At 42.9% G+C, this 17,189-nt stretch carries 12 protein-coding genes; 8 read left to right on the top strand and 4 right to left on the bottom strand.

Annotated elements, in window-relative coordinates; translation table 11 throughout:
- The first annotated feature begins 3 nt into the window (after window positions 1–3).
- The 3 genes from ACE1ET_RS17255 to ACE1ET_RS17245 all read left to right on the top strand — a co-directional run bounded on the left by ACE1ET_RS17255 (window position 4) and on the right by ACE1ET_RS17245 (window position 8,042).
- A complete protein-coding gene (locus ACE1ET_RS17255; protein WP_375729674.1) occupies window positions 4–3,795 on the top strand; it encodes a DUF4450 domain-containing protein in 3,792 nt (1,263 codons plus the stop codon).
- A 164-nt stretch (window positions 3,796–3,959) separates the two neighbouring features.
- Complete coding sequence (locus tag ACE1ET_RS17250) at window positions 3,960–6,116, top strand: hypothetical protein (RefSeq protein WP_375729673.1); 2,157 nt, start codon at window positions 3,960–3,962, stop codon at window positions 6,114–6,116.
- Window positions 6,117–6,299: 183 nt separating this feature from the next.
- Window positions 6,300–8,042: a bifunctional metallophosphatase/5'-nucleotidase gene (locus ACE1ET_RS17245; RefSeq protein ID WP_375729672.1), complete on the top strand. Its 1,743-nt coding sequence runs from the start codon at window positions 6,300–6,302 to the stop codon at window positions 8,040–8,042.
- A gap of 279 nt (window positions 8,043–8,321) precedes the next feature.
- Here the strand turns inward: ACE1ET_RS17245 and ACE1ET_RS17240 are convergent, their stop codons facing one another.
- A complete protein-coding gene (locus tag ACE1ET_RS17240; RefSeq protein ID WP_375729671.1) occupies window positions 8,322–8,903 on the bottom strand; it encodes a DUF6992 family protein in 582 nt (193 codons plus the stop codon).
- 165 nt (window positions 8,904–9,068) lie between these two features.
- Here ACE1ET_RS17240 and ACE1ET_RS17235 point away from each other — a divergent pair, with 165 nt between their 5' ends.
- Both ACE1ET_RS17235 and ACE1ET_RS17230 read left to right on the top strand, forming a co-directional pair.
- Entirely contained in the window at window positions 9,069–11,171 is a 2,103-nt protein-coding gene (locus ACE1ET_RS17235; RefSeq protein WP_375729670.1) for a M3 family metallopeptidase, read from the top strand.
- A 3-nt stretch (window positions 11,172–11,174) separates the two neighbouring features.
- A complete protein-coding gene (locus tag ACE1ET_RS17230) occupies window positions 11,175–12,185 on the top strand; it encodes a radical SAM/SPASM domain-containing protein (RefSeq protein ID WP_375729669.1) in 1,011 nt (336 codons plus the stop codon).
- Between the two features lie 10 nt (window positions 12,186–12,195).
- On the opposite strand, the gene ACE1ET_RS17225 is transcribed toward ACE1ET_RS17230, so the two are convergent.
- Both ACE1ET_RS17225 and ACE1ET_RS17220 read right to left on the bottom strand, forming a co-directional pair.
- Window positions 12,196–13,809: a GDSL-type esterase/lipase family protein gene (locus ACE1ET_RS17225; protein ID WP_375729668.1), complete on the bottom strand. Its 1,614-nt coding sequence runs from the start codon at window positions 13,807–13,809 to the stop codon at window positions 12,196–12,198.
- Window positions 13,810–13,814: 5 nt separating this feature from the next.
- Window positions 13,815–14,231, bottom strand: a complete 417-nt coding sequence (locus ACE1ET_RS17220; protein WP_375729667.1) for a DUF134 domain-containing protein — start codon at window positions 14,229–14,231, stop codon at window positions 13,815–13,817.
- Window positions 14,232–14,390: 159 nt separating this feature from the next.
- Here ACE1ET_RS17220 and ACE1ET_RS17215 point away from each other — a divergent pair, with 159 nt between their 5' ends.
- From ACE1ET_RS17215 to ACE1ET_RS17205, 3 genes are read left to right on the top strand one after another with little or no spacing between them, the layout of a single operon-like run.
- Window positions 14,391–15,116 (top strand): biotin--[acetyl-CoA-carboxylase] ligase, encoded by a 726-nt coding sequence (locus ACE1ET_RS17215; protein ID WP_375729666.1) that lies wholly within the window; start codon window positions 14,391–14,393, stop codon window positions 15,114–15,116.
- Between the two features lie 38 nt (window positions 15,117–15,154).
- Window positions 15,155–15,733 carry a sigma-70 family RNA polymerase sigma factor gene (locus ACE1ET_RS17210; RefSeq protein WP_375729665.1) on the top strand — a complete coding sequence of 193 codons (579 nt, stop codon included), beginning with the start codon at window positions 15,155–15,157 and terminating at the stop codon, window positions 15,731–15,733.
- Window positions 15,734–15,736: 3 nt separating this feature from the next.
- A complete protein-coding gene (locus ACE1ET_RS17205) occupies window positions 15,737–16,006 on the top strand; it encodes an anti-sigma factor family protein (protein WP_375729664.1) in 270 nt (89 codons plus the stop codon).
- 50 nt (window positions 16,007–16,056) lie between these two features.
- On the opposite strand, the gene ACE1ET_RS17200 is transcribed toward ACE1ET_RS17205, so the two are convergent.
- Window positions 16,057–17,139, bottom strand: a complete 1,083-nt coding sequence (locus ACE1ET_RS17200; protein ID WP_375729663.1) for a response regulator — start codon at window positions 17,137–17,139, stop codon at window positions 16,057–16,059.
- Window positions 17,140–17,189 lie beyond the last annotated feature (50 nt).

Below are 17,189 nucleotides of genomic sequence, written 5' to 3'. Positions count from 1 at the left end.
ATTGTGAAAAAGTTGTATCATTATATACGTTCTCTGAGAACGTTTGTCCTCCTTCAAAAGGAGGTGGTTCCGACTGATAAGTCGGAATCGGAGGATTTTATTAAGAAAGTGATGAAATATTCCATCAGTGTCTTTTTGATTTTTTTATTTGCCTCCTGTGCTTCTGTTGAGCAGGAAGCAAAACCTTCAGGTAAATGGCACAATCAGACCAGGGAGCTGCGCTACCAGCCGGATGGGAACGGTTTTGTAATCCATAATGGCACGCACCGGTTTAACAGGGCACTTTACGGATCTAATACCGGTTTTCGTGTTGAAGCCGGGGATCTGCCGGAATTTGCCATGTACATGCCCCGCATGGGTGGAAACCTGAAATTCGGTCTGATATCAGGAGAAACGTCGAAATGGCTTATAACGGCTGAATCCATAAAGGCCCGGTATGAAGCCGGAACAATGACCTATATCATTGGGGATCCGCTTTTAAAAGGCGGATTGATCCATATTCAGGTACTGGCTCTGGAAGATGCTGATGGCATGATACTGAAGGTTTCTGGGGAAAAGGTCCCGGGTGATGTGGACCTCTTCTGGGCATTTGGTGGGGCCAGCGGTAAACGGTTCTCAAGGGACGGCGATCTGGGTGCTGATCCGGAATCAAGTTTTTATCTGAAACCGGAATATTGTAAAGGTGATGAGTACTTTACGAAAGATAACAGCTTCAATCTCTATTATGCCTCAGGCAGAACACCCTCGGATAATCAGGTAAGCGACTATAAACCCTCCCCGGAGGAACTGAAACATCCTGAACTACTTCAGAAAAAGCGGATTTTTGGACTTGTTCCGGTTCAATCGGAAATAAAGATTGGTGATGCTGGGTCACAGAATAATCCACTGGATTTTTACAGGTCCGGAAAATCAGATCTGCCTGCAATCTCAGGTATACTGAAACTTAACAGAGACGAGGAAAACTTCTTCCTCCTGGTGAATCCTGATACAAGGATCCGACCGGATTATAATGAGCTGCCGGAACTGTTTACTCAAGCCGATCAGGCCAGAAAGGCACTGGAGGATCGCATAAAGATTGAAACGCCGGATCCGTACATCAATGCTGTTGGAGCCACACTGGCAACAGCTGCCGATGCCGTATGGGACGGGAAATCATTCATGCATGGCGCGATAGCCTGGCGCATGCCGCTAAACGGCTGGCGTGGTGCATATGCTGCAGATTGGCTGGGCTGGCACGACAGGGCGGAAACGCATTTTCGCGGCTATTTTAAGTCTCAGTATACAGAACCTCTTTCCGGCCCAAGTGTGCCGGATCCGAAAACACACCTGGCACGCCAGAAAGAGGAGGTGGGAACCGCTTTGTTTACCAGTGGGTATATCAGCAGAAGACCCGGAGGTATTAATAAACCACACCACTACGACATGAACCTGGTGTTTATATCGCAATTGTTATCGCATTTTAACTGGACCGGCGATATGGATTTTCTGCGTGAGAGCTGGCCGGTACTGGAACGTCATCTGGCATGGGAAAAAAGATGTTTTGATCCGGATGACGATGGACTTTACAATGCATACGCCTGTATCTGGGCCAGCGATGCCCTGCAATACCGTGGTGGTGATGTCACGCATTCTTCGGCATATAACTACCGCGCCAACAAAATAGCAGCTCAACTCGCACCACTGATTGGGAAAGATCCTGCACCCTATGCTGCGGAGGCTGAAAAAATAAAAAGGGCTGTCAACGAAAAGCTCTGGCTGTCTGATTTAGGCCGCTTTGCCGAATATAAAGATCTTCTGGGTAATCAGCTGGTCCATCCGGATGCCGCTGTCTGGACCGTGTACCATGCGGTGGATGAAGGTGTGGCTGATCCGTTTCAGGCCTGGCAGTCAACCGACTATATAGACCATTATATTCCGCATATTCCTGTAGAAGCAAAAGGTCTGGAGTCAGGAAAATACTATACCATTTCAACCACCAACTGGATGCCGTATACCTGGTCCATAAATAACGTAGCTTTGGCTGAGGTGCTGCATACTGCTCTTGCTTACTGGCAGTCAGGACGTTCGGACAAGGCTTTCAAACTGACCAAAAGTTCATTCCTCGATTACATGTTCATGGGAGCAAGTCCTGGAAATTTCGGACAGCTGTCGTATTACGATGCCTTCCGGGGTGAACTCTACCGCGATTTTGCTGATCCTATTGGCATGGCATCACGTGCCTTGGTGGAAGGGCTTTTCGGTGTTGAACCGGATATGCTGAACGGGAAGCTTACCGTTAATCCCGGTTGGCCGGAAGACTGGGATCATGCCAAACTGGAAACACCGGATATAAAAATTGATTACAGCCGTAACGGGAAAACAGACAGTTATACCATTGTATCTCATTTTCGGAAGAAAGTGAAGCTGCTATTAAAATTACGAGCTTCATCTGATCAGGTGAAATCAGTGACGTTGAACGGAGAACCTCTTGATTATAAGGTTGACGAGGATGCCATCGGATCACCCGAAATACGCATTGAAACACCGGAGGCTACAGAATTTAATATTAACGTTGAATGGTCCGGAAAACCCATAAATAAACCTGAAATTTTACCGGTTTATGCGCTTGGCGATCATCTTCGCTTAAACTCTGAGGAGTGGACCGTAAAAGATTACAACGACCCGCAGAAGATATTACGGGAAATCAACAGATCGAAAGATGGTGTTGCATTAAAACTGGGTGGTGAAAAAGGCTGGCGGACTATGTTTGTCAGGCTCAGTCAGGGCGATATGACCTGGTGGCAGCCCCTGACCTTTGAACTTCGGGCTCCGGTTGATATTGTCTATGATAAATCACAGCCGGAAGATAAAATTGAGTTTGTAATCCGGAATAATTCTGAAAATGAATTTGAAGGGTTTTACAGTATCGGCTCGTTCAGGCAGGAACTGACATTACAGCCCCGTCAGGAAACCCCGTTGCAATCTGTCCCTGTTGAATACCTGGTTCCCGGAACAAATACCATATTGGTGACATCCGGAGAAAGTGTTACAGTGGAAGAAGTCATCAACTGGAATGTAAAAAAGGCAATCGGAGCAGAATTTGAAACTGTTTCACTGGGGACAGCATTTAATAACAGGGTAAGCAACATTTTTGAGGAGCAGTATTACCATCCGCGCTCACCGTATCCAACACTGAGCATCCCGGTTCAGGGCATTGGCGACTGGTGTTCCTACCGCGAGACAGAAGAGATTGATGATGCAGGAATTCGTGAAAAAGCTGGTGCACAGGGTAAAATCACTTCACCGCAGGGCGTCCCCTTTGCCATTTCACCAGAAGAGGGTGAAAATATCCTCTTTACATCACAATGGGATAATTATCCGGATTCAGCACAGGTTGATTTGTCCGGTAAGGCATCGCATATCTATTTGTTGATGGCCGGATCAATGCATCATATGCAGGTGAACATGATGAATGGCCGGGTTCGGGTGGAATATGCCGATGGTTCAAATGCCGTGTTGCCGCTGAACAGTCCAGAAAACTGGTGGCCCATCGAGCAGGATTATTATGAGGATGGCTATGCCTTTGAGGTGCATGCGCCACGTCCACCACGACTTTATCTGAAAAGCGGCGAATGGCACATGGATTCGTACGATGTGTTGAGAAAGAATGGCACCAATAAGATTGAAGGCGGTGCGGCCACACTTCTGGATCTGCCGTTGAATCCTGATAAGGAACTTAAATCGCTGACCCTTATGACCAATACCACCGATGTGGTGATCGGACTCATGGCAGCAACATTACAGCGGGTGAAATAAAAGTTGTCTCGCCGTCATTACGATACCGTTGAAGACGGTAGAAGTAATCTCATGATTCTGATAAAATGCTAAAGATTGCTTCTTTCCTCGCAATGACGTTCTTTTATAACCAGCTCCATTTAAAGTTTGGGTGTGAGAAAAACGAAAATTAAAAACACAATAATATGACCTTAAAATCCAATTCAATCCTGATGCTGGTGCTGCTGGTTATGGCTGTACTGGTTTCTTCGTGTGGCACAAAAGTACAAACGGCTTCTAAAATTGACCGCAAGGCATTGGTCACTCGCCATAATGTGGAACTGACCGCTGTCGACACACTGGCATCGCTTTCCGTCGGGAATGGCAGTTTTGCCTATACCGTAGATGTTACCGGACTTCAGACTTTTCCTGAGGTATATGAAAAAGGTGTTTGCCTGGGGACCATGTCGGAGTGGGGCTGGCACAGCTTCCCGAATACGGGTGATTACAAGCTGAGCGATACCTACAAATATTACGATGTGGAAGGACGGGAGATTCCTTATGCAGTACAGTGGCGTGAACCAGGAAGAAAAAGGGACGCAGCAAATTATCTGCGCGAAAACCCACACCGCCTGCATCTGGGTATTGTCGGCCTTGAATTACTCAACGACGATAAATCACCGGTTCAGATTGAAACGCTAAAGAATATTGACCAGAAACTGGATATGTGGTCAGGTCTGATCTCCAGTTCATTCGATGTGAACGGTGAGAATATTATGGTTCAAACCGTTTGTCACCCTGAAAAGGACCTGATTGGAATTCGTTTGGAAGCCAATAAGATTGTAAAGGGAGAAAGCGGTATAAAAGTTATTTTCCCCTATCCGACAGGTGGTCATGTGGATGATGCCTGCGACTTCGGACACGATGATAGACATAAATCTGAGATCGTATCTGAGGACGAAAACAGTGTGATTTTTAAACATACCATTGATACTACGGTATATTTTGCAAGGCTTGTATGGACCGGTAAAGCAGACCTGAATAAGAAAAAGGCACATTATTTTGTTTTGATGCCGGATGCTGAAAATACAACGTTTGAAGCTACTGTTGAATTTAATGCTCACAACAATTTTGAAACAGCCGTGGCATACACCGATGTGGAATCGGCATCAGCTGGCATGTGGGGAAATTACTGGACGACCACTGGTGTCGTGGATTTTTCAGGAACCAAAGATACACGTGCTGCAGAACTGGAACGTCGCATTGTGTTGTCGCAATACCTTACACGCCTGCAATGTGCTTCGGATTTTCCACCGCAGGAAACGGGACTGACGTTTAACAGCTGGTATGGCAAACCGCATCTGGAAATGCACTGGTGGCATGGTGTGCACTGGGCTTACTGGAACCGGACCGATCTGTTGGAAAAAAGTCTGGATTATTATAACCACATCTATGATAAAGCCAAAACCAAGGCAGAGATTCAGGGGTATGCCGGTGTACGCTGGCCCAAAATGACTGATCATCAGGGCGATGACAGTCCGTCTGGTGTGGGCGAATTTCTGATCTGGCAGGAGCCGCACATCATTTATTATGCAGAGTTGTGCTATCGTGCACATCCTGATCAGGCCACCCTGGATAAATATGCCAAAGTCGTTTTTGCCACGGCAGATTTTATGGCTGACTTTGCCCGTTACGATGCAGAAAATAACCGCTATTATCTGGGGCCTCCATTGATCCCGGCTCAGGAAAGCCTACAACGCGAGGTGACTGTGAATCCGCCTTTTGAACTGGGCTACTGGTACTGGGGCCTTAGTATTGCACAACAATGGAAAGAACGCATGGGTAAGGAACCGAATCCGGAATGGCAGAAAGTGATCGAAGGCCTGCCGACTTTCGCCCGGAAGGATGGATTATACCTGGCGGCTGAAAGTGCGCCGGATTCTTATACCAACGAGGAGCACTATTCGGATCATCCGATGGTACTGGGCGCGTTTGGTATCCTGCCAAATACCGTTGGTGTGGATACAGCTGTGATGGCAAAAACTTTTGATTATATAGAGGAGCACTGGAACTGGGACAGAACCTGGGGCTGGGATTATCCGATGGCAGCTATGAGTGCTACACGCCTTGGAAAACCAGATAAAGCCATTGATCTGCTGATGAAAGATGTACTGAAAAATACCTATCTGCCCAATGGACATAATTATCAGGGTACACGTCTGCGCATTTATCTGCCGGGTAATGGCGGACTGCTCACAGCTGTTGCCATGATGTGTGCCGGTTATGAGGGGAATACAACAAATAATCCGGGATTCCCCAAAGACTGGAAAGTGAAATGGGAAGGATTGCAACCGGTGTTTTAGGTAAGAGCATTTTGGTTGTTTGGAAAGTCCCCCTTTTTTAAAAGGGGGTGTACCGATTTAGATCGGGACGGGGGATTTTTTCAGATCGAATGGTTATAATTTTTATAATCTATTTAAACGATTTGAAATACCAGAGAAACAGAAATCACTTACTTTAGTGTTTGGTTTAAATTGATATAGTTTATGAAATTCAGGTATCTATGCACGATAATTGTGCTGTTCAGTCTGATATGCTTCCCTCTTTTTTCTCAGACCATTACTATTTTGCATACCAACGATATGCATGCGCATATTCTGGAAGAAAAATCACCAGACGGAACATTAACCGGTGGCTTTGCACAGATTTCCGCATTGATAGAGAAAGAAAAGCATAACACAGATCACCCGGTTTTTGTGGCCGATGCCGGTGATTTCCTTATGGGAACTCTGTTTCAGATGATTGAGATGGAATCGGGTTTTCAGTTGAACCTGATGAAAGTAATGGGTTATGATGCCGTTAGCGTCGGGAATCATGAATTTGATTTTGGTGTAAAACCCTTTGTAGATTATGCAAGGAAAGCCAGTGCCTTAGGTTGCCCGTCTTTAGTACTTGCCAATATAGATTATGCAGCAAATAAAAATGATGAAGGTCTGGCCGGACTTTACAGGGATTCCATTGTAACCCCATATACCATTGTGGAAAAGGATGGAGTAAAAGTCGGATTTTTTGGTATTCTGGGAGATATTGCCTACGATTATACACCGAACCTATATGCCTACAAACTGCAGAACCGGATTAAGACTGCCAAAAAGATCGTTAAAATTCTGAAGGAAGAGCATCAGGTGGATTTTATCATCTGCCTTTCGCACAGTGGCGTTTATAAAAATGAAAAAGGGGAGTGGGACATGTCAGAAGATATTGAGCTGGCCACGAAAACCGAAGGCATTGATGCCATTATCAGCGGACACACCCATACGCGTTTGGATCAGCCATTGATATATAATGGGACACCCATCGTGCAAACCGGAGCTTATGGTAAGGGTATAGGGAAGCTAACGCTTGTTAAGAACAATCCGTCTGAACTAAAATATGAACTGATTCCGGTGACTGGTGAAAGAGGGGAAAATGGTATGGTGGAAACAAAGATTGAGTCACAGTTTACGCATTTGAAAGATACTTTGCAAAAATACGTTGGTATTGATTACAACAAAAAAATACTGGAAACAGCTTTTCCTTTGCAGTATATGGATGAAGAACCAGCCAAAAGCAATATTGCGCCGCTGATTGCCGATGCTATTCAATATAATGTGAATCGAAAAGACGGGACAGGAACCGATATTTCGCTCATTGCCCAGGGGATGATTCGTTCGGGACTCGATCCGGGCAGCTATGCCCTGCCGCAGATTTTCAGCGTGGCATCGCTGGGAGAAGGGAATGACAAGGTTCCGGGCTATGCCTTATCCCGCATGTATTTTACGGCACACGAAATTAAAACGGTACTGGAAATGCTGGAGATGATGGCAAAGAATGATCCCACCTATTTTATTCATACAAGTGGGATGAAGATCGTTAGGAATGAGGATGGAGGGTTCTTTAAGAAGATTGCTGCCATAAAAATGCCGGATCAAAACGGAATATTTAAAGCAATTGATCTTTCAAAAAAGAATAAGAAATTATATGCGGTAACGGCGGATACCTACATGATGCGGAATCTTTCGCTGATTAAAAAGAAAAGCTTTGGATTACTCAAAGTAATTCCCAAAATGGAAGACGGTATGTCTGTTGTGGATATTAATGCAACCATAATTGATGGCGATAAAATAAAACCGGGAGTTCAGGAAATCAAAGTGTGGAAAAGTCTGATAGAATATGCCGGATCATTTAAAGATGTAGATGGCAACGGCATTCCGGATGTACCTGTGAAATATAAATGGAACAATAATTAAAGTGAGATAAAGATTTAAATCATACAGGTTAATTGACTGCTTTTAAATGGATTGGGATTGTGTGCAGGCCGCTGCAAAGGGTGCGGCTTTGAGCGAAGGAAATCTGGTTAAATAATAGTAACGGGCAAATAATAGCGGTTCTTTGCAGCTGACATTTTTGGTTTCTTTTGATGTCTCAAAAGAAACAACTGGGCGTGGGTGTTAAACCCCACTATTTAGCTAATAAATTGTAACTATAACCCTTTTTAAGGATTAAGGTCCTGAAAAACAACATAGAAGTTAAAACACAAACCGCAATGTTAAAGCATTCGGAGACAAAGCTACCTGCGATAATGCACCGCCAAATGAATTGCCGTGGTGGTGCTGGATGCCATACATAACAAGGTCGAACACAAACAAAAATGCACCCTGAAGCATTACCGACTTTCCGTAACCATTTAGCAGATCCCTGTATTTTTCCTTTTTCTGTGAAAGATGCATCATATAATAACCACCTGCCATGTAGAGTACATCAAGACCCGCATTGATCAGAAACGTATTTTCTGTTTTTTGTTGTGCAGATAGAATGCTGTTTGTGTTCATCACAGAAGGATCTGTATGGATGGCACTGTAAAGCCCGATGCCGGCAATGGTCAGATTGACCGTATTCCAGAAGAGGTTCATCTGGTGAAAGTATTTTTGATTGCCATCATATTTACTCCAGCCATAGGCCCCGGTGGCTATGTTGGCCAATGCCCAGCCTCCCAAAACATACATGCCGGTCTGGTTTATATTCAACGATTTAGCATACAGGTCAGGATAATCCTGGGCCAGGATGGGCAGGCTTAATGCCAGTAATACTATGATCAGGTGTTGCCGCATACGATTTTATTTTTGATAACAATATAGACGTGTTAAAGGTTGAACTACGATACAGAGGAAGGTCGGAATAAACATTCGCGGATGTAAAATCAAAAAAAACAGGATTAAACGAAATCGCATGCATTCTGTTATGTATATTTGTGATTGAACACAACAATCACCAACATGAAAAAGCAAACACTATTACTACTGCTGGTTTTGGCAGTATGGTCTTGTAAAGAAAAAGAAATGAATCCATTATTAGTTAAAGAATTTAAGACCCCTCATCAAACCGCACCGTTTAATGAGATTAAGAATGAAGATTTTATGCCCGCCTTCGAGGAGGCTTTTAAACAGGGGCGTGAAGAAATTGATGCCATAAAAAACAATGCAGAAGAACCGACGTTTGAGAATACCATTGCGGCATTGGATTATGCCGGGAGCTTGTTGTCAAGAACATCGGGTGTGTTCTATAACCTGTTGAGTTCTGAAACATCGGACACATTGCAGGAAATAGCTCAGATCCTGTCGCCTAAAATGACAGCGTATCATAACGATATCACGCTGGACGATGCATTATTCGGACGTGTGAAGGCTGTATATGATAAGCGAAATGAGCTGGAACTGACCACGGAACAAACGAAATTGCTGGAAGATACCTACTCCGGTTTTGCCCGTAACGGAGCCAATCTGGATGAAGCCGATAAAACAAAACTGCGAGCCATAAACGAGGAGTTGTCAAAACTTTCACTGGATTTCAATAATCATGTACTGGCTGAAACCAATGCCTGGACAAAGCTGGTTACGAACGAGGAAGACCTGAAAGGAATACCTGAAGGTATGAAATCGATTCTGGCTTCCAAGGCTAAAAAAGAAGGCAAAGAGGGGTGGCTTGTGGATATTACCATGCCGGTATATGTGAGCGTGATGAAATATGCAGATAACCGTGATCTGCGCCACGAGCTGTACATGGCATACGGTCAAAAAGGGTTTCAGGACAATGAAAATAACAATGAAGCTATTGTTAAACGGCTGACCCGGTTACGCCTTGAACGAGCCCATCTTCTGGGTTATGATACCTATGCTGATTATGTGCTGGTACGCCGCATGGCAGAAAATCCGGATAATGTTTATGAATTGTTGAACAAGCTTCTTGCTGCATCCTTGCCTGCTGCTGAAAAAGAAAAAGCAGAAGTTGCTGCCAAAGCTAAAGTGCTTGGATTTAAGGGCGAACTGATGCCCTGGGACTGGTCGTATTATTCTGAAGAACTGAAAAGCGAAAAGTTCGATCTGGATGATGAAATGCTGAAGCCCTATTTCAAGCTTGAAAATGTAATCAGTGGTGTATTCGGCCTGGCAACTGATCTGTATGGAATAACATTTAAAGAAAACAGGGATATTCAGGTTTACAATCCTGAAGTCATTCCCTATGAGGTATACGATCAGGATGGTTCTTTTCTTGCCGTGTTGTATGCCGATTTCCATCCCAGAAAGGGGAAGAGAGGCGGTGCCTGGATGAGCAATTTTAAAGGACAGTGGAAAAAAGACGGAAAAGACAGCAGGCCGCATATTACCATTGTGATGAACTTTACGCCAAGCACAGAAGATGCCCCTTCGCTGCTGACGTATGACGAAGTGGAGACCTTTCTGCATGAATTTGGCCATTCTTTGCATGGTATGTTTGCCGCTACAACTTATCCGGGACTTTCCGGAACCAGTGTGTTCCAGGATTTTGTGGAATTACCTTCCCAGATCATGGAGAACTGGGGCCCTGAAAAACAGTTCCTTGATAAATTTGCAGTTCATTATAAAACTGGTGAGCCCATTCCTGCAGAACTGGTTCAGAAGATCGTGGATTCACGAAACTTTAATGCCGGTTATCAATCCGTACGTCAGCTAAGCTTTGGTTTGCTTGATATGGCCTGGCATACATTGGAACAACCTTATGACGGCAATGTGAAAGAGTTCGAGGAACAAGCCTGGGCACCGACACGACTTTTTCCTGAAATAGACGGCGTATGCATGAGTACACAATTTGGCCATTTGTTCGCAGGTGGTTATGCTGCCGGATACTATGGTTATAAATGGGCAGAGGTGCTGGATGCCGATGCATTTTCACTGTTCCGTGAAAAAGGAATATTCAATAAGGATGTTGCCACGTCATTCAGAAAAAATATTCTGGAAAAAGGGGGTACCGAGAACGCAATGGTACTTTATAAACGTTTTCGTGGTCAGGAACCTTCTATCGATGCACTGTTGATGCGCAGTGGTCTGAAAAGCGCATCCTGATACATGCCGTTACTGAAAGGATATCATAAAGAGGTTCGGGCTTTGCTTGGCAGTTTGACTGCGAAGAGGCTTTCGAACCTCTTTCTTTTGTATGGATCACATGGCCTTTCAAAACTGCTGAAACGAAATTTGCACCGTGGCAAACCGGCCTATTTGACCCTGGAAACAACAAATAGCTGTAATCTGTCCTGTCCGGAATGTGTCACCGGGATGAACGGTTTGAAACGGGCCACATCCTGGATGTCAGCCGGGGATGCTGCAAAGGTGATAGCGCAGACAAAGGCCCATGCTATTGTAGCTAATCTGTATTTTCAGGGTGAACCTCTGCTGAATCCGGATCTTTTTAAGATCATTGCAGAAACATCGGATGCCGGCATCTATTCCATTATTTCTACCAATGCCCAGAATCTGACACCTGAAAAAGCAGAACAACTGGTTGAAAATGGATTGAATAAAATTGTGGTTTCAATGGACGGGTTGACCCAGGAAACGTATGCGAAGTACAGGGTACGGGGAAAACTGCAACATGTTCTTGATGGCATTGCCAATCTGGTGGAAGCCAGAAAAAAGTATAAGAGTGTGTTTCCGCTAATTGAGGTTCAGTTCATAGTATTCCGGTTCAATGAACATGAAATTCCGGAAGCCCGAAAAAAAGTATACGATTTGGGAGTAGACCGGTTCTTTCTTAAAACCGCCCAGTTTTACGATGCAGAGAGAGCCAAAGACTGGATGCCGCTGGAAAGCAGGTATGCACGGTATCGCAGCAGTGATAACTCAAGGATTAAAAACAGTGCTGCATCGGGATGTAAAAAGATGTGGACCAGTATGGTGGTATGTTCAGGGGGTGAAACAGCTCTGTGTTGCATGGATAAAAACGCATCATTCTCACCAGGGAAAATTCAGGATGGGAGTACAGATCGGATTTGGCAAGGCCATAAAATGAGACAATTCCGGCAAAGGGTAGCGGAGGGAGAGTATTTATCCATATGCCGGAACTGTCCGTTAAAGGGTTAATATGCTGTAGTTAAAGCCCCAGTGCTTCACGTAAGGTGTGTTTCCAGATAATATAGCCTTTATGTACCATATGCAGGTTATCCTTGCAGAAGATGTCATTCTTTAAAGTCCCGTCAGCATTAAACATCGGAGTTGAGACGTCCACATAAAATACATTATTATAGGCATTTGTCATGTCCTTCATTTTTTGATGCAGCTCCTTGTACTGATCCCACAAAGCCATACGAGCTATGGATGGTTTGGGTGACAAAAAGTATATTTTTGTATCTGCCTTGTTCGCTTGTGCTTCGCTGATAAACCGTTCCATATTGTTGATAATGGTATCCAGAGGGAACTTGTCAACAATGTCGTTGTCACCTTCGTAATAAACGATCATCGCCGGATTATAGGGCAGAACAATATCATTCATGTGCAGAAGCACATCTTTGGAGTTGGATCCGCCAAATCCACGATGAATCACATTCAATTCAGGAAAATCTTCATGAACCGAACCCCATAAACGCATACTCGAACTGCCGATAAACAGAGCTCCGTCAGGTTCCGGGAAACTGATCCTGTCCTTTAAATGGAATATATTAAACGATTCATAAAACCGTGGAGCCGGAATATGGACATATTTTCGTGGTGACACTATCAGATTATGAAAACCAATGGTTTGGCCATTAAGAACAACGGATAATGTGTCGTTCATAGCATCAAATCCGGTTCCGGGATCGACTTCAACTGTTTTGTCGGCATCATTGTTTTCTATGGGCAGCTCCTTAACAAGCTGATCACCTTTGTAAATTGCAAGATCACCTTTCCCTGTAAAGCCTGTTATTGAAAGGGTAATATCCTTATCATCGGTAATGGTAGTTTTACTGGTTGTTTCATACAGTTTCGATTCTGCTTTGCCCAGCCTGACCGGATAATGGGTAAATGAAGTCTCGTTACTGAAATTTCCGGCATACAGTTTAAGACTGTTCATGTCGGGATCATTTTTCCTATCAGGATCATTTACATAAATCTGTAAAGAGAGCGTTGAGCCAACCTGTGGCTTTTTTCCAATGGCTTCGGTGGCTATAAAGACTTCCAGTTTGGTTGTACCGTTTTCTGTGTGTCCCATTGCTTTTTGAGAAGGTCCTACAGATCGTAGATAACATTTCTTTCGGTGATCTGTCACATAAATAATTCCATCACCATTGGGGTGAAAAGTCAGTGGGATGGAGTACTGCACTATATCATCTTTCCCTTTGTCAGGTGATATGAAAATGTCAATGGCATCGCTCTTGCAACAGGAATCAGGATGAATATAGTTTATGTCATCATTAATTTCAAAGAAGAGATAAATTCCTTCTCCTGCCCATGCGGCACTTATTTGGGCTTTTAAATCTTTTGGGTTGGGTACGTTTCCAAACTCATCAGAAAAAATGCGGACGTGGTCCACTTTGTTCCAGTCATCAAACTGACCATCTATATTAATATTAGGCTGTTCGGCAAAAACCAATTCCGTATCCGTTGGTTTATAAGTTCTGTTACACGATACGAACAGAATTAAAATGAATATTAGAAACGGGTTTAAATAATGAAAAACATTCGTACAACGATTGTCTTGTGTCCTCTGTCTTGATTCTTGTGTCTTCATGAAGGTCATTTTGAAAAGTTTTCCTTATTGATTTTAAGTACCTGATCCGACTTGCAAACCGGACAGTTGTGTTCAGCCAGGGTTTCCGGAACAGTAAAGCGGGTAAAGCATTCCTTGCAGCTGTACCAGTTGTCATTAAGGTTGGCATTCCCGAAAACGGTTCTGATCTCCTTTACATTTACAAGGGCGTCTGCTATTTTCCTTCTGGCACTTTCGTAAATCCGGGCGAATGTAGCTCTGGAGACATCCATCTTAAGAGCAGCTTCCTCATGATTCATCAGGTCATAATCAGCCAGTTTTATGGCTTCATATTCTTCGTAGTTTAAGTTGACAGAATCATTCGGTCTCGTACATCCATAAGGTTTATAACCTCTGAAACCCGGAGGTGCTGTTATATTTCGTAAACGTCTTCTTCTTGGCATATGTTATATTTATTACAAATTTAATGAGAATATGCTCATAATAATGGTTTTTGTGAAAACTTTTTTAAAAGTATGTCTAATAATATGTTTTTTAAATCTTTAAAATCCTTTTTGTAAGGAATATTCTGAATAAATTTGTTTTTAAACACAATTTCAAGGATGCACATTCACTACATTGACGAAGTAATTTCAACGAATCATTACCTGGCGCATTTACCCAACAATGATAATCTGCCTGAAGGATTTATGGTGGTTACTGATTTTCAGACGGGAGGCAGAGGTCAGGCCGAAAACAGATGGGAGTCTGAGAGAGGTCTGAATATTTTGTGTTCCACCTGGTTCTCATTTGAATTTCTGGAACCTGCAAATCAGTTTTACATTTCAAAAGCTGCAGCTATTGCCTGTAAGGAATTGCTTAGCTTTTTAGAAACATCTGTGGCGCTGAAATGGCCTAATGATATTTATATTGGTGACAAAAAAGCCGGGGGAATTCTGATTGAAAACAGTATAATCGGGAATGCAGTTTCAAATACCATAGTGGGCATTGGATTAAATGTCAATCAGTCAGTATTCGGTGATAATCTGCCAAATCCTGTGAGTCTTAATATGATTACCGGAGAAACATACAATCTTCAGAACCTGGTTAAGGAATTACAACTCGATCTGATTCATTGGTTTAATATATTGCAGGACAGACAGTTTGAGTTGATTGATGAGGCATATACAGAATCGTTGTACCGAAAAAATGGAAAATGGCCTTTTAAAATTGGTGAAGCCGTTTTTGAAGCTGAGATAAAGGAAATACTTCCGTCAGGTCAGTTAGTGCTTGCAACAAACGACGGTGAAAAAACGTTTTGGTTCAAAGAAGTTGAATTTGTAATTTAATTAATCATTCCGAAAAATCACCGGTGGACCTTCATTAAATGAGCAATCAGAAAACATATAGTTGTGATCCGATGTGTTGGGTAGAGGCGTACGGTGATGAACTGTTCAGGTTTGCATATGCCCGGATTGGAGACAGGGAAGAGGCTGAAGATTTAGTGCAGGAAACTTTTTTGTCAGCCCTGAAAAACCTGAATAATTTTCGCAGGGATTGCAGTGAGAAAACCTGGCTGTATAATATCCTTAAAAACAGAATTATTGATTTCTACAGAAAAAAGGCTGTGAAAAGCAAGGTTGCTGAGAGTACGGATGATCAGGAGTTTTATGCAGGCTATTTCAAATCTGATGGATTCTGGGATGAAAGTGTGATGCCCAAGCCCTGGAGTATGGATGCTGATCAGGACCTGAGCAATGAGGAATTTTTGAAAATTCTTGCGTTTTGTATGGAGCGGTTGCCCAATTTGTGGTCATCTGTATTTTCTTTAAAAAATATGGACGATAAAACAACGGATGAAATATGTAAGGATTTGGGAATTACATCGTCTAATCTTTGGGTAATAATTCACAGGGCTAAATTGCAGCTTCGTGGATGTATTGAAAAAAACTGGTTTAATAGTTAGGGCATGGGGGAATGGATGAATAAAATAATGTTGACCTGCCTTGAAGCAACAAAGCTAACAGTTCAAAAGTCATTTCGTAAGTTATCTTTCACGGAAAAGTTGCAGTTGAAAATGCATCATACGGTTTGTCATGCCTGTCGTAAATTCGATTCTCAGAATACGTTTATTGATCATGCAGTTAAAACTTATATTGAATCGACAGAAAAAAATAATGATTTAAAACTTTCCGATCGCAGGAAAAAAGTGATCAGTGATGCAATGCATGAATTATAGTGTAAAAAATATGCACCACCCACTGATTATGTGTAGTTTGCTGATGTAAGTTAAATCTCAATCAGACTGCTCTTAATGGCGTAAACCAATACTTCCACAATGTTTTTTGATCCGGTCTTGGTCATAAGACTTGCTCTGTATTTTTCTACGGTTCGATCCGAGATGCAAAGTTTGTCCGCAATAAGTTTGATCGGCAGTCCATCGCAGGATAGTTTCAGAACTTCCTTTTCCCGTTTTGAAAAGATGACATCCGGCTCCGGTTTGTGTTTAATCTCTTTGTCTGTAGTAACATAGCTCAGTTTCTGGACCAGGCTGTCAGTTACATCTATGTTTTCATCCTTCAATACCTTTGATATTGCCTCAATGTGTTTAGGGGTAAACCCGGTACTTATATTAGCTTTTAAGGGGGTTATAAGTCCAATAAATTTCCCTCCTGTAGGATGTCTGTCTGTTTTTGAAAGTGAAAGTAAAGCTTTTTGCACTGAGCCGTCCCGTAACTGAATGTTTATCTCTCCACTATAGGAATCGAGTACGTTATTGTTACAGTCCTGTAATATATTCTGCAGGTTTTTAAGGCTCCTGTTGTCAAATAATAAGTTGATTTTCAGATTTGGAATATCCTTGTCTTCATATCCAAATATCCTTTTAAAGGATTCATTAACCTGGGTGATTGAATTACAGTCAGTTAAAAAGACTGCATTAGGCATCATATCAAGTAGCGTTCTTAACTGTGTTCTTCCCACGCTAATCAGTCTGTCGTGTTTCTCAAGTCTAGTCTGTACCGTTTTAACCAGGCTTTTGTTATGGAAGGGCTTGATAATATAGTCATCCACACCAAGTTTTAGTCCAAGACTGATATCTTCTGCAGCAGCTCTTCCACTGATAAAAATAAAAGGGATATGTTTGGTTAATGAACTTTCAGAAAGAATATTGAATACCTGGTAGCCATCCATTGGAGACATGCAGATATCACACAATATCAGATCCGGAATTTGTTCGAATGCTTTTTGAATACCCTCGGCACCATTTTTTGTGTATACGCAATGATACCCGTTACTGTTAAGTACTGTTGTCATTAGCATTCCTATGTCCGCATCATCTTCTATTACCAGAATCTTCTTTTTACTACTCATCAGGATAGAATTTTATTAACAAAAATGTTAAGGCACTTTTCACTCTCAGC

It is taken from the genome of Quyinboa mangrovi (genome assembly GCF_042219825.1).
Taxonomy (GTDB): Bacteria; Bacteroidota; Bacteroidia; order Bacteroidales; family UBA5342; genus JBHJHP01.
The sequence above is the reverse complement of the archived record's forward strand: the minus strand, read 5'-3'. Positions and strand labels throughout refer to the sequence as shown.